11 protein-coding genes are annotated in these 14,284 nt (G+C 46.8%); 8 read left to right on the plus strand and 3 right to left on the minus strand.

What is annotated here, in order from left to right; all coding sequences use genetic code 11:
- Positions 1-94: 94 nt before the first annotated feature.
- Both JNUCC31_RS24480 and JNUCC31_RS24485 read right to left on the minus strand, forming a co-directional pair.
- Positions 95-1,159 carry a phosphodiester glycosidase family protein gene (locus tag JNUCC31_RS24480; protein ID WP_192265591.1) on the minus strand — a complete coding sequence of 355 codons (1,065 nt, stop codon included), beginning with the start codon at positions 1,157-1,159 and terminating at the stop codon, positions 95-97.
- Positions 1,156-1,566: a uroporphyrinogen-III C-methyltransferase gene (locus tag JNUCC31_RS24485; RefSeq protein ID WP_192265594.1), complete on the minus strand. Its 411-nt coding sequence runs from the start codon at positions 1,564-1,566 to the stop codon at positions 1,156-1,158. Before JNUCC31_RS24485 ends, JNUCC31_RS24480 begins: the two co-directional genes overlap by 4 nt.
- A gap of 441 nt (positions 1,567-2,007) precedes the next feature.
- On the opposite strand from JNUCC31_RS24485, the gene JNUCC31_RS24490 reads away from it, so the two are divergent.
- The 3 genes from JNUCC31_RS24490 to JNUCC31_RS24500 all read left to right on the plus strand — a co-directional run bounded on the left by JNUCC31_RS24490 (position 2,008) and on the right by JNUCC31_RS24500 (position 4,892).
- On the plus strand, positions 2,008-2,664 hold the full coding sequence (locus tag JNUCC31_RS24490) for a response regulator transcription factor (RefSeq protein WP_192265596.1): 657 nt from the start codon (positions 2,008-2,010) through the stop codon (positions 2,662-2,664).
- Between the two features lie 140 nt (positions 2,665-2,804).
- Positions 2,805-4,028, plus strand: coding sequence for an aminotransferase-like domain-containing protein (locus JNUCC31_RS24495; RefSeq protein WP_192265599.1), 1,224 nt, complete (start codon positions 2,805-2,807; stop codon positions 4,026-4,028).
- A gap of 237 nt (positions 4,029-4,265) precedes the next feature.
- Complete coding sequence (locus tag JNUCC31_RS24500; RefSeq protein WP_192265601.1) at positions 4,266-4,892, plus strand: FMN-dependent NADH-azoreductase; 627 nt, start codon at positions 4,266-4,268, stop codon at positions 4,890-4,892.
- Positions 4,893-4,986: 94 nt separating this feature from the next.
- Here JNUCC31_RS24500 and JNUCC31_RS24505 read toward each other — a convergent pair whose 3' ends face one another.
- Complete coding sequence (locus JNUCC31_RS24505; RefSeq protein WP_192265602.1) at positions 4,987-5,832, minus strand: DUF2161 domain-containing phosphodiesterase; 846 nt, start codon at positions 5,830-5,832, stop codon at positions 4,987-4,989.
- A gap of 360 nt (positions 5,833-6,192) precedes the next feature.
- Between JNUCC31_RS24505 and JNUCC31_RS24510 the strand changes: the two genes are divergently transcribed.
- From JNUCC31_RS24510 to JNUCC31_RS24530, 5 genes are all read left to right on the plus strand, one after another.
- On the plus strand, positions 6,193-8,088 hold the full coding sequence (locus JNUCC31_RS24510; RefSeq protein ID WP_192265603.1) for a PrkA family serine protein kinase: 1,896 nt from the start codon (positions 6,193-6,195) through the stop codon (positions 8,086-8,088).
- A 245-nt stretch (positions 8,089-8,333) separates the two neighbouring features.
- Positions 8,334-9,338, plus strand: a complete 1,005-nt coding sequence (locus tag JNUCC31_RS33975) for a globin-coupled sensor protein (protein WP_192265604.1) — start codon at positions 8,334-8,336, stop codon at positions 9,336-9,338.
- A 130-nt stretch (positions 9,339-9,468) separates the two neighbouring features.
- A complete protein-coding gene (locus JNUCC31_RS24520; protein WP_192265605.1) occupies positions 9,469-10,473 on the plus strand; it encodes a LacI family DNA-binding transcriptional regulator in 1,005 nt (334 codons plus the stop codon).
- Positions 10,474-10,707: 234 nt separating this feature from the next.
- Positions 10,708-12,336, plus strand: coding sequence for a response regulator transcription factor (locus JNUCC31_RS24525; RefSeq protein WP_192265606.1), 1,629 nt, complete (start codon positions 10,708-10,710; stop codon positions 12,334-12,336).
- Between the two features lie 11 nt (positions 12,337-12,347).
- Positions 12,348-14,108, plus strand: a complete 1,761-nt coding sequence (locus JNUCC31_RS24530; protein WP_323374345.1) for a sensor histidine kinase — start codon at positions 12,348-12,350, stop codon at positions 14,106-14,108.
- The last annotated feature ends 176 nt before the right edge of the window (positions 14,109-14,284 follow it).

Here is a 14,284-nt window from a genome sequence, read left to right on the forward strand (position 1 = left end):
AATGTCAGTGAAAATGACATACATGGCACCTCCTGTACAATCTCATTTACTTCTATTATAACCATTATAGGAAGAAAAGGAATGCTTCACATGATCATTTGTAAAATAAAAAGTGGGTAGGCACCGGTCTAAGGCTTCCATCCGAAGGATTATTCACAACCCGGTTGTTCACGATCAGTGAGGATGATCCCCCGCCATCCAGATTATAGGCGTCGACTACGCCCAGCTTGTACAACCGGCCTTGCAGCTCTTCGAGGGTGGCACCTGAACTGCCGGCTTCGTTGTAGCCGTCAACCACGATGATCAGCAATTGATCATCTTTGTAGTTGCCGATAACCGTACGTGGAGCCCGCTTGGGTGACACTTTCCATTTGTCCGGGATCGCAGTCTTCTGTCCGTTCTGCAACAGCACGGGCACAAATGTGGCTCCGAACTGCGGTTGCAGGCGATCGAGGGAACTTTTGTCAAAAAATTTGCCGCCTACCAGTTTGCCTGCATGATCAAGACCTACAAAAAATAAATCCTTAAAGCTGGCCTGAAAACCGGTCACATACTTGCCGTCCATCACAGTTGTACTCAGCGGGTATCGTTTGCCTCCGCTGTCGGCGAAACCACCTGCATTAATGCCGGCAATGGCCCCATTGCGCTTCACCGCCTGCATGGTAGTCTCAGAACGGCCAAGCTCGCTGTCTAGAGCCATCTTCATGGCGGTAGGGTCTTTCAGCTTGATTTTCATGGCATAGCCCTTATAGGAGCCTGGGTTGACTCTGTAAAGTTCAATCGTAAGGCGATCACTGTTTATCCGTTCAAACGGAACGCCCAATTTGGATGAGATCCGTTGATTATAGATCGTTTCCGGACGAGCTGCCTGAACCTTTGCCTTCTGTACAAGGGTAGACATCGTGCTTGTTGTCTGATTGTACAGTTGTGTTGTTCTTTTAATAGAAGAAGAAGTTTGAACCGCAGCTTCTTTTGCCCCTGCAAGCTCCTGGCTAATCGCCTGGGTCTGGGAGGTAACCGTCTCCTCAGCCAGACCGGATTCGATGAAGTCTGCAGGTTCAAGCGGTGGACGTATCAGCAGCAGGCATAACATCAGTCCAACAAAAGGAGCAAGTGCAAGCATAAATAAACGATTAACCTGTTTTACCGGTGTAATCATTTGAGCAGATCCATCTTTTTCTGGAGTGTTTCCAGTTGTTTTTTGACTTCGCTCAGCTGGGTATACAATTTGTTGCTATTGTCGGTTTTATCGTTTGCATTATCCTTGGTAAAAGTCAGCAATTCATTAAAGGACTGCACCTGTCCCTGCAGGTCCGATATTTCCTGAGATATCGTTGTTAGCTGCTTTTCGTAGTCGGCTTTGAGCGTTGCAATCTGCTGCTGATTATGGGTCTGAAGCTGAGTTATCATCTGTTGCTGGAGGTGGTTACTATAATAGTAGGCTCCAAGTACTCCAAGTGCAATGAGAACGATCCACATTACCAGAAACAGCTTGACTGAAGATCCGGCCTTGCCTTTGGCGCTCCGGGTGTGATGGATGTCAGAAGGTGGGGCAGAAGGTTTCATATCATCACTCCTGGTCATTTATTGGTACAAAAAATTTTCCAGTCCTCATTCTATCATGCCACTATTGATTACGCAAAAATGAAATTCTTTAAAGAATAGGATAAAAAGAGATTGCATCGGAAGGAAGTCCTAGGATACAATTTCTTATAGATGCAATAAGTAGGAACTTTGGGCAAGTTTTTCGACTTTTTTAGATAGAAATGCAGGAAAATTATACTATTTTTTGATCTTTTCTTGTTAGAAAAGGCAAAAGTCCTGATGTTGCGACTGCGAAACACAGTAGAAATAGAGCTGTTTTTACGGCTTTCTCGTCTGAACTTCTATTTTTCGACATAATACGACTCTTGCTTCTTCTATACACGGACTGTCGCAGGGGGAGTAGCATCATCATGGCTTAGGGTAGAAAAGGAATTTGTCCAATACATAACAGGGGGAAGAACAATGAAAAAAGTATGGCAGGTGGTCATCGTAGATATCCACCCCACCAGCATGCTGGGTACGAAATTAATTTTGGAAGAACAGCAGGATCTGTTAGTCCGGGGGATGACTTCGACCGGGTCGGAAGGCCTTGAGCTGGTGAACATTCACCAGCCTGATCTGATTCTGATGGATTATCGGCTTCCTGAGGGCCAAGCGGATCAGTATATTGCACAGATGAAAAATCTGTCGGCCCATAGCCACATCATTATTCTGACGGACGAAGACAATGTAAAGTTATTTCGTCATCTGATCAGCCTTGGTGCAAGTGGTATGCTGTCCAAACAGGCTTCCCCTAGCCAGCTGATCCATCTGATCTCTGGACTGCGTGAGGGATGTGTTTCCATTCCTTTATCCTGGTTAGCCAGTCCCGAATGGGCCCAGCCTGTCGAATCTCCGGCAGAAGAGCTTATTGTTGAATTAACCGAAACGGAAACTTTTATTATGGAAAGAATTGTACAAGGCGTAACCTATGATAAAATAGCCAGTGAGATTAACGTTAGCAGACGTTCGATTGATAATTACCTGCGTAAAATTTATGTGAAGCTGGATGTAAGCAGCAGGGCACAGGCCATTGAACGTTACGCTTTATATGCGAGGCAGACCAAAACCGTATCCTGACGAGCTTGGTTCCATGGATTCCTATGTACAATGACTCGTCACGTGTTCAGTCAGGTCATATTCAGTGCTGAACCGGAATAGGTTGTAGGGGCTGCGGACTGCGAGCATAGTTCGAATAGGGATGAAAGGGGAACGGACCGATGAAATATTTCTTCGCCTCCCGTACAAACAGGCTTTTGTCATCACCGCTGAGGGATATTCGTGAAATGTCTGGCCGGGATTATTTCATTTCGCTGGCAGAAGAACTGCCTGCGGAGGAGCTATTTCCATTCAAACTTCTGGAAGAAGCAGCGGTCTCTGTATTTAGTTCTGGTCCTTCTGCGTTACAGTATGGTGAGCCGGCAGGGTACAGCCCCCTGAGAGAGTGGCTCGACAAAGACTGGAATGCACGCAAGGGCATACGGACGGTTCCAGATCAAATTCTATTGACAACAGGTACTCAGCAGGCTATCGATCTGGTGATGCGATTGTTGCTTGAGCCTGGAGATTCCGTACTGGTTGAGCATCCGACCTCTCCTGGTTGTCTTGAGGTTCTGGAAATGCAGGGTGCCAAAATTGTACCAGTGACAGGTGATGGCGACGGTATTTTGCCTGACCTCTTGGAGCATCACATGCAGCAGGTGAGACCGAAGCTGCTTTTTGCCGCACCCAGCTTTTCCAATCCGACAGGTGTGCTGTGGAGCATGGAGCGTCGTGAGGCAGTGTTGGATCTATGCTCGCGGTATGGCGTGCTGCTTGTGGAGGATGATTCCTATGGCGAACTTCACTTCGATGGTCTGGAGCCGGGGGAATTCTATCGGAGATATCCATCCCTCTTTGCACTGGATACAGCGGATCAGGGTGGACATGTTCTCTATATTGGTTCATTTAGCAAAACCGTAGCACCCGCCCTGCGTACGGGTTGGGCTGCCGGACATCCTGTGCTGATTCAAGCCATGGCTTCAGTGAAACGGATAGCAGATGGGCAATCCAGTCCGATGAATCAGCGATTGTTATATCAACTGCTGGCCCATTCTCCTTTTAAATGGAGTGATCACCTGTCCATGCTGAATCGGGAGTATAAGACCAGACTCAAACTTATGCTCGAATTGTTGAAACGTCCGGGCTGGAAGGGGTGCCAGTACAGCATTCCTGAAGGAGGAATGTATCTGTGGATACAGCTGCCGGATGGATTGGACAGCGGGGCGCTGCTCAAGGCAGCTCTGTTAAAGGGGGTATCCTTTCTTCCAGGTTCCCTCTGCTCTACAGGGGCACAGGATCATCGGTACATCCGTTTGAACTTCAGCCATCCCGGTCGGGATGAGTTGTTACTGGGCATGAATCTGATCAGTGAGTCCATTACCGAGTTTACAGCCCGGAGCTAGAATGCTTTTAGGATGAGAAAGATTGAATTCAATTAACGCCTGGAACTTTGATTAGCGGAAGGTCCAGGCATTGGATTAGGATCAAAGATGTTGCCCCCCAAAGTAATTACGTTATTGCATCCACTAACATTTTTATATATAATATGTATTAATGAGTTGTTGTTTTCTTTATATAAGCTGCATTCATTGCAAGTTCAGGAGAAGCACTCATATATTTTAACTAACGGGGGAACGAACATGTCTAATATTTTATTTGTAAAAGCTAACGACCGTCCTGCTGATCAAGCAGTCAGCGTACAATTGTACGATGCATTTCTGAACGCATATAAAGAGTCCCACCCAGGTGACACTGTTACCGAACTGGATCTCTACAATACAGATCTTCCTTACTACGGCAACACTGTAATTACTGGTGGGTACAAAGCAGCTAACGGCATCGAAGCAACGCCAGAAGAGCAAAAAGCGGCTGCACTGGCTGCACAATTGCAAGATCAATTTTTGGCAGCAGACAAAGTGGTATTTGCATTCCCACTGTGGAACTTCACTGTTCCGGCACCACTGGTGAACTACATTTCCTACCTGAGCCAAGCTGGAAAAATGTTTAAATACACTGCTGAAGGCCCTGTAGGTCTTGTTGGCAACAAAAAAGTGGCATTGCTTAATGCGCGTGGTAGTGTTTACTCCGTAGAGCCTATGGCATCTGCAGAAATGTCCGTGAGATATGTAACGAACGTACTGAACTTCTGGGGTATCCAAAACCCTGAACTGGTTATCGTTGAAGGCCACAACGCTTCACCTGACCGTTCCCAAGAAATCGTGGCAGCAGGTCTGAAATTGGCTTCCGAAGTAGCAGCAAGCTTCTAATAGCAATTATATATAGAAATGCAAAAAGCCTGTTATTTCCTTTAGGAGATAACAGGCTTTTTTTTTATTTCATTTTTGCTTCAAGCTCACTGGCTCAGACATTCCTTTTTGGGAGCAGGTACGGCTCCGCTATTTCCGCAATATGCTGTAGTCTATCGTCATCAACGTGAATCAGGGAAATGTCTATTTCCGGTTCATTTATACGCTGCTCAATCATATCATTATCCTCAAGCATGTGAGCATGCTCGGTCAGTGCCTGCACACCTTTGATTGTCAGCACATATCGTCCGCGGGATAGCCGCTCGAACCAGCCATAATAATTTTTTTGCAGAATGGCCGCAGCGGACCCCACACTTGTCTGCTTGGCGAGAGAAGCCGGGGAAGATTCACCCTGAGCGCGGAGGGCAGAAGCAATACGTAATGCCTTTTCCCTGTATGCAGTGACCAACTGCCTGCGTGTGCTTCCTCCTGTATTATAATCACCACTCCGCTCGTCGAATTCACGCAGCAGTCGTTGTCTCCGGATTCCGCCCTTGCGGACTCCGCTGCTGCTACCAGACAGAGGAGTTTGGGCAGCAGGTTCGCACAGCACATCAATCAGGGGGGCTTTGGTTTTGTAAAAGGTAACGGTTAGGAGTCCCAGACCGAGCTGTCTGCACAATGCCGTCAATTCGCCCCAGCGCTGGTTGACCGCCCCGCGTTTACTGCGATTCCGCTCCACAGCCAGATAAACGAAGGGACTGAGCTTCAGGCGCTGCATTCCTTGTAGCAGCAGAGACAGATTAAATGTTTTTTTCATCTCCACAATGAGTGGTTCATTCTGATCCGATTTGACCCCGACCAGGTCACAATGTTTGACTTCAGCCTTCACGTTGTAACCGCGTCGTTCGAAAAAAGCCTTTACAGGCGAATATAACTCGGTTTCGTACTGCACCGCCATCGTTTCTGCTCCTTCCTTGAAGCGGCCCGTCTTGGGCCATGTTTTGTCCCGTTTTCTGAATTTAGAACCTTCATTATATCATATCCGTTCTTTTTTTTCTGAGGGCATAAGATGTCTGATAGAACAGGGAAAGCCTCAAATTAAGACATTGGGATTGAAAAAAAGAGGTCAACTTATCCGATTTGCCGCATAGGTATGTAATACACTTTTCACAACAATACAAGTTGTTTGGACAGAGGGTGGCGGGACTAATCCGAACCGCAGATTGGTATTCAAGCAGGAGCCGTAATTCTATTGATTTCTTCATACCATTCGGAATGGTTGACAATCACACTAAAGGAGCCATGGGAGGTACCAAGCATGAATATTTTTGAACGCGTTGCGGAACATCGGGCAGAAAGTGACCGTTTGACATGGAACGGAACATTTGAAGATTATATTGCGCTGCTGAGAGAGGACCCGACTCCGGCAATGACGGCTCACGCTCGAGTGTACCAGATGATCGAATCGTTTGGTGTAGAAGAAGTAGGTGGGCACAAACGATACAAGTTTTTTGAACAGGAGATTTTTGGGCTGGATCGGTCCATTGAAAAGCTGGTTGAAGAGTATTTCCATTCGGCCGCTCGTCGTCTGGATGTGCGCAAACGGATTTTGCTGCTTATGGGGCCGGTCAGTGGAGGGAAGTCTACATTAGTGACGTTGCTCAAACGCGGACTTGAACAGTTCTCCCGTACAGAGAAGGGGGCCGTGTATGCCATTGAAGGCTGCCCAATGCATGAGGAGCCACTCCATCTGATTCCACTGGAGCTTCGCCCTGAAGTGGAGAAGGAAATTGGTGTACGCATTGAGGGTAATCTTTGCCCATCTTGCCAGATGCGGCTTCGCACCGAATACGGCGGGGACATTAGCCGGGTGAAGGTGGAACGGGTCTTGATTTCCGAAGATAACCGGGTGGGAATTGGAACATTCAGTCCATCCGATCCGAAATCCCAGGATATTGCTGATTTGACGGGCAGTATCGACTTTTCGACCATCACTGAATTTGGTTCCGAGTCTGATCCGCGTGCCTATCGTTTTGACGGGGAGTTAAACAAGGCTAATCGCGGATTGATGGAATTCCAGGAGATGCTCAAATGTGATGAAAAATTCCTCTGGAATTTGCTGTCACTGACCCAGGAAGGCAATTTCAAGGCAGGACGATTCGCATTAATCAGTGCGGATGAGATGATTGTGGCACATACGAATGAATCCGAGTACAAGTCGTTTATATCGAACAAAAAGAATGAAGCGCTGCAATCCCGGATGATTGTCATGCCCATTCCATACAACTTGAAGGTCTCCGAGGAAGAAAAGATTTACAGCAAGCTCATTCAACAAAGTGATATGAAGCATGTCCATATTGCACCGCATGCCCTGCGGACTGCAGCCATTTTCTCCATACTTACTCGCTTGAAAGAAACGAAGAAACAAGGTATGGATCTGGTTAAGAAAATGCGGATGTATGACGGTGAAGAAGTTGAAGGGTACAAAGAAGCCGATTTGCGTGAGATGCAAAATGAATATTTGGATGAAGGCATGTCGGGCATTGACCCGCGTTATGTCATCAACCGGATATCCAGTGCTTTGATTAAGCAAAATCTTCAGTGCATTAACGCGCTGGATATTCTCCGGGCAATCAAGGATGGTCTGGACCAGCATGCTTCCATTACAAAAGAGGAACGTGAGCGTTATCTGAACTTTATTGCTTTGGCACGTAAAGAATATGATGAACTGGCGAAGAAGGAAGTACAAAAAGCATTTGTCTACTCGTTTGAAGAGTCGGCCAGAACGCTGTTCGAAAATTACCTGGATAACATTGAGGCCTTCTGCAATTGGTCCAAAATCCGTGATCCGTTGACGGATGAGGAGATGGACCCGGATGAACGCTTAATGCGTTCGATCGAGGAGCAGATCGGTATTTCCGAAAACGCCAAAAAGGCGTTCAGGGAAGAAATATTGATCCGCATCTCGGCTTATTCCCGCAAGGAGCGCAAATTCGAATACAGCAGCCATGACCGCTTGCGTGAAGCGATAGAGAAGAAGCTGTTCGCTGACTTAAAGGACATTGTGAAGATTACAACCTCAACCAAGACACCTGATGCGACCCAGCTGAAACGAATGAATGAAGTGATAAAACGGTTAATTGAAGAACATGGATACACCGCTGCCAGCGCAAATGAATTGCTTCGTTACGTGGGCAGTTTGTTGAATCGCTGATCTGCATCGAACCATTCCGGATCAGGCTCCTGATGCCTGCTGTGAGGCTCCTTCACAGCAGGATGGGGGGCCTTTTTATATACATTCACATACCAAATCTCACCATAAAACTGACAAAGAAGGTCAATTTCATGACAAATTAGTTCGAATGGTATATGTAAAATTAGGCCATTTAGTCTATAATCGATACAGATATTTACAATTTGAACTTTTTTGTGGTTATTAAGGAGCTGACAGAACTAGTTATGAGTATTGCGTTGGCAAGACAGAAACAACTTGATTATATTGGACTAACCGCCGGGGATTTGCAACTTCTCGCAGATCATCGGCCTGCTTTTGTGAAAGTCGTTGACGAAGTAGTGGACCATTTCTACAATCATGTGGGGAATTATCCGGATTTGGTCGATCTAATTGCCCGTTTCTCTACCATTGACCGTCTGAAAGAAACCCAGAAGCTATACTGGCTATCCATGACCGATGGTGTGGTTGATGATGCATATATCGATCAGCGCATCGCGATTGGACTGGTTCATTCCCGCATTGGATTGTCCGAGGATTATTATCTGGGCACCTATATGGTGTACCTTGATATTGCGACAAGCATATTCCAGCAGGTTATTCCTGAAGGCTGGCATCTGGTTATCCAGGCGCTTAGTAAAATGTTTAACCTCGATTCACAGCTCGTATTGGAAGCTTACGAGAAGAAAGAAAAGGAGAAATTAAATCAATTCGCTGAAGATCAGCAGCATACCTTGCAGGCGATCACACAGATCACCCAGCAGCTGACGGGCATGATTAGTGAATTGAATGAAAATGCTCAGGCGATCTCAGATGTGGCCAGGGAAACGGCAGCCTCTCAGGATCAGGCAAATGGATTGTTGGACGAACTGACCAAGGAGATTCATCAGATTGGCAAAATGGGTGAGATCATTCGCGAAATTTCGGATCAGAGTCATCTGGTGGGCTTAAATGCCGCCATTGAAGCTGCACATGCAGGAGAATTCGGCCGGGGTTTCGAGGTGGTTGCAAGTGAGGTGCGCAAGCTTGCCTCCAGCTCCCGAGAGGCCCAAGGAAAAATTCAGACGAATCTGGCACAGATTATGAAGAAACTGGGCAGTGTTCAGCAGGAAGCCAAGCACACTGCCTCGGGGGCAAGACGTCAGGCTTCCCGCTCAGAAGAGCTTGCTGTTTTTGCTACCACTATGGAGAAACTGGCACTTGATCTAAGGAAATTGGATCATCAAGAATAGCCGGTAACACTGGCTGGAACCCTGTGATACCGTTTCTGGCTGTTTTAAGCTATAATGGGTAGACAAACCTGCCGATGTTATAGTGAATGCAGCCGGAGACAGGGGATTTGAAAGAGGTTGAGGTGATCAGGTGGCTTCTATCCATGATGTGGCCAAAGAGGCGGGCGTATCTGTTGCAACCGTTTCCAAAGTGCTGAACGATTATCCCGATGTAAGTGACAAAACTCGCAAAAAAGTCAATATAGCCATCGAACTATTGAAATATCAACCGAATGTGGTTGCACGTGGACTTGTGAAACGCCGTTCTTGGACGGTAGGTGTATTGCTGACAGTTCCTTTTACCAATCCGTTTGTATCGGAGCTGCTTGAAGGAATCAAAACAGCACTGGAGAACAGCGGATACGATCTTGTTCGCTTATCTACACGTTTTGATGATCCCGCCTATTCGTTTATCAAACATTGCCGCAGCCGAAATGTGGATGGCGTTGTTGTTTTCGGGGAAGGAAGAGACAATAAGAGTATTCAGGAATTGGTTACTGCGGAGATTCCGACGATGTTTATTGATACCGACTTGTTTGGCAAGCGGGCAGGATACATAACGACGGATAATGCAAATGCGATTGCCATGAGCGTCAAACATTTGCATGAGCTGGGTCACCAAAAAATCGCCTATATTTCAGGAACACTTGGGCCTGCCGTAGCGAATCTTCGACTGGATGGATATCGGGAAGGACTACGTGAATGCGGCATTCCGTATTCAACCGTGTATCTGGAGGTCTGTGACTACTCCTTCGATGGCGGCAGTAAGGCAGCTCGCCGATTGCTTGCATTGAAGGAACAGCCCACAGGGATTGTCTGTGCTTCAGATATGTCCGCTTTCGGAGCGATCCATGAAATTGAGAAACATGGGTTGCGGGTGCCTGAGGATGTCTCCGTTGTCGGATTTGATAACACGTACTATGCTGAAGTGTTCAAACCAGGCTTAACCACGATTAATCAAAATATTCATTCTATCGGGATCAAATCGATTGAATACCTGATTGCCATGATTGAGAATCCTTCATATTCGCCTCCGGTCATTACGGAGCCATCCAATCTGGTGATCCGTCAAACGACTGCACCTGCGAAAGTGTAAAGATGATGACACGAAGCACAGCTAACAGGCTGTGCTTTTTGGCGTTATGGATCCGCCCTAATCGTTTGTGAGTTTCAACGAAACCTGATCCATTCAGCTAAGAGGAAAAGCTGTTGACTTTTTGCCACATTCCAACTAACAATAAATACCATAAATGATATTTTGTAACCGCTTACTTTGGGTGGTCGAATTTAAGGAAGTATTGTAGTCCATTCAATCAAGGGGGTTGATCTAATGCATCAGGTGCTTTTGGTGGATGACGAAGTGTACGCACGCAAGGGTCTTAGGAAGTTGATTCGCTGGGAAGCATGCGGATTCGAGGTCATTGGTGAGGCCGATGATGGGGATGAGGCTTACGAGCAGATTGAACGGTTACAACCTGACGTCGTCATTACCGATATTCGAATGCCGGAGACGGATGGTCTAGAATTGATTCGGCGGACTAGCCTGGATGGAGATCAAAATGGAATAAATGGGAAAATGCCCTATTTTATCATTGTGAGTGGATATAATGATTTTACTTATGCACAACAGGCAGTGAGGTACGGTGTACAGGACTATATTTTGAAACCGATTGATGAGGTTGAACTTGAGGCGACCTTGTGTAGATTGTCAGCAGTGCTGAAGCAACATAAATCTGCGGAGCAGGAGAAGCGGGAGCGGCAATACATGCGGTGTCTGGAACAGCTGATGTACGGAGAGGCTGATTCTTCTGTTGCTGAACAGTGGTTGGAACTGACGGATACTCATTCGGGGGATATGCTGGCATATCTGCTGTTTGAGCACAACCCGCGATTATGTTCTGATGTATCGGAAATCACATATACGGGAGAAGAAGACGTGGCCCAGCTCGGGCATTACGAGAGCTTTCAACAGATTGTGCAGGCAGTTCTCAAGCGGATGTATCCGCAAGATACGCCAATGCATCTGAAGCAGCATGGTGAGCGTGTTGGAGTCCTGCTTACAGGCAAACATCTGCGTACCGATGCGAATAATCTGCGTAAAACGGTAGAGAAAATACAGTTCAGCTTCACTGAAATGGAAAATACTCGAGTATGCATCTATGCAGGGGCCACCTGTCAAGATCCTCTGCTCATTGGACATGCCTATCAGACGGCTTTAAAGGCAATTGCCTACAAGTTCATTACAGAGGACGATGGGGTCGTGCTCTTTGATGAAGTACAGCATGCTCAGGTGCAATGGATGCATACGGATCATGAAAAGCAGCAGCAGTTGCTGAGATTGATGGAAGAGCAGCAGATGGAGGCCATGGAAGTGACGCTGGGTGACTGGTTCACCGAATTGCGGGCTTCCTGTTATGCTCCGGCAGCTGTGACGTCTGCTGTACACCAACTGGTCTCTGCGGTGGTATCCATTCTGAAATCGGTTCAGGCCGACGTGAAAACAATGACTACGCTTCAACCTGTTCTGGACTGGCAATCCGAGCGGGGAAGGCTGGCGGATGCACTCCAATTGCTGAATTGTTTTATGGAGGAAGCAGCCCGACGGCTGGCTGAACAGCGTCAGCAGATTCAGAAGGGGAGCATGCCCAAGATCAAAAGTTACATTGAGGAAAACTACAGCAAGAATATAAGCCTGAAGAGTATTGCCTCCGAATTTTATATGAATCCGGTGTATCTGGGGCAACGCTTTCGCAAGGTTTATGGCATGTATTTCAATGATTTTTTGCTTCAGCTTCGCATAGAAGAAGCCAAAAGGCTTCTAAGGCAGACGGATTTGCGGGTATATGAGGTGGCAGAGCGGGTAGGATTCGGGAGCAGTGATTATTTTGCTACTCAATTCGAGAAAACAGAGGCTTCCTCGCCTACGGAATATCGGAACCGTTTGATGGGCGAGGGGTAGGTGATACGGCCGTGAAACGGAATTTTCTCAGCAATATCCGTCTGCGGGACAAAATGTTGATTCTATATGTCTTTTTTGTACTCGTACCGGTCATTTTCAGTAATGTTATTTTCTATCAGGTGACGACGGCGAACGTCAAATCACAACGCATGTCTGATTTGTCCAAGGCCATGGAACAGGTGCGTACCAATTTTACCGGTGAAATTCGCAATGCGGTCGATATCTCATCCAGCCTGTACACGGATATCCTGTTGACTGAAATGCTCGACACGGAGTATGCCCATCCGATCCAATATGTTGAAGCCTATGCCCTGTATCTCCGCAAGATTCTGAATACGTACCATTCCGGTTTTCATTCGATTCAGGGCCTGACCATCTATGTCGATAATACAACAGTGTTGCCCTCCGGGGGAGTTGAGTTTCTGGACGAGAAGGTAAGGCGATCCGAGGCTTACAGGCAGCTGACCATCGGTCCGCAATTTTCCCCCATTTTTATGCGATGGAGTCCTGGAGGAACTCAGCAGACCTTCAGCATACTCCGCAAGCTGGACTATTATGCTGCAAATCCGGGATGGAAGGAGAAATTCGTTCGGCTGGACCTGAAAACGTCAACGATCCGCCAAATTTTCACGAATATCACCATTCCAGGGCGGCTGTTTCTGGTCAACTCAGCAGACACAGTGGACTACACGACCGATTCGGATGTGCCATGGACAAGTCAGACTGTTGCGTACAGCGACATCAGGAGTCAACTGGGGAAACATGAATTTGAGCTGGTCTATCCACTATCTGGGGAACTGACGGGATGGAAAATCGTTGGTTTATTTGATGAAACCGAAATTTACAGAGAACTGAGGCAACCGCTTCATCTGGTCATTTTGCTGGCTTGTTTGAATATTATTCTGCCAACCTTGATTATTATTTGGACGACACGCAACATCCATGTGAGGCTTGCACGCGTGCTTGAGCATATGAAAAAAGTGAAACTTCAACGATTTGAGCCTATTAGACAGCCAGAAACGTCGGATGAGATTGGTCAGCTAACGGCCGAGTTTAATCGCATGACAATGACCATTCACCGTTTGATCAATGATGTGTATGTAGCGGATATTCAACATAAAAATCTGGAGTTGCAGCGGCGTCATGCCCAGTTAAATGCGTTGCAAAGTCAGATTAATCCACATTTTCTGTTCAATGCGCTGGAGACCATCCGCATGCGAAGCCTGATGAAGGATGAGGATGAGACAGCAAGAATTATCCAGTATATGGCCAAAATTTTTCGGAACGCCCTGACCTGGAATCGTGACAGGGTTAGCGTAAAGGAAGAGCTGGAGTATGTGACCTGTTTTATCGAGATACAGAAATATCGGTTCGGACACAAGATGGATTATTCCATTGAACTGGACCCGGAAGCGGGTCAATGTTTCATTCCCAAGATGACACTATTGCCATTTGTCGAGAACGCCAGCATTCATGGCATTGAACCTCTCAAGGAGGGGGGAGAGATAAGGCTTCGCATTAAACGTACAGAGAAGCAACTCATCTGTGTTGTGGAAGATACGGGAGCAGGCATGACGGAGGAAAAGAGAAACCAGCTGCTTGCTTATGTGCAAACAGAAGATTCCATGGGGGATCGTGTGGGAGTACAAAATGTGATTTATCGGTTGAAATTGATCTATGATAACCGTTTCCACATCCGATTCGACAGTACCCTTGGTAAAGGGACACGGGTGGAGATCGTTATACCGTTGGAGGAGCCTGGAATGGAATAGAACCTCTAAAGTTTTTGGAGCAAGATCTATAGTTTAACGGGTAAACAAAGTTTGCTGGCAATCGTATAATGAAAGTGCTTACAATTTTCCGGTCATTACGTCTATCCAATCCTGCACAACCATCTTGTAAAGGGCTGACACATGACGGAGTAAAGGTTAGTCTAACAAACAACCAA

Origin of the sequence: Paenibacillus sp. JNUCC-31 (genome assembly GCF_014844075.1) — a bacterium.
Lineage (GTDB): Bacteria > Bacillota > Bacilli > Paenibacillales > Paenibacillaceae > Paenibacillus.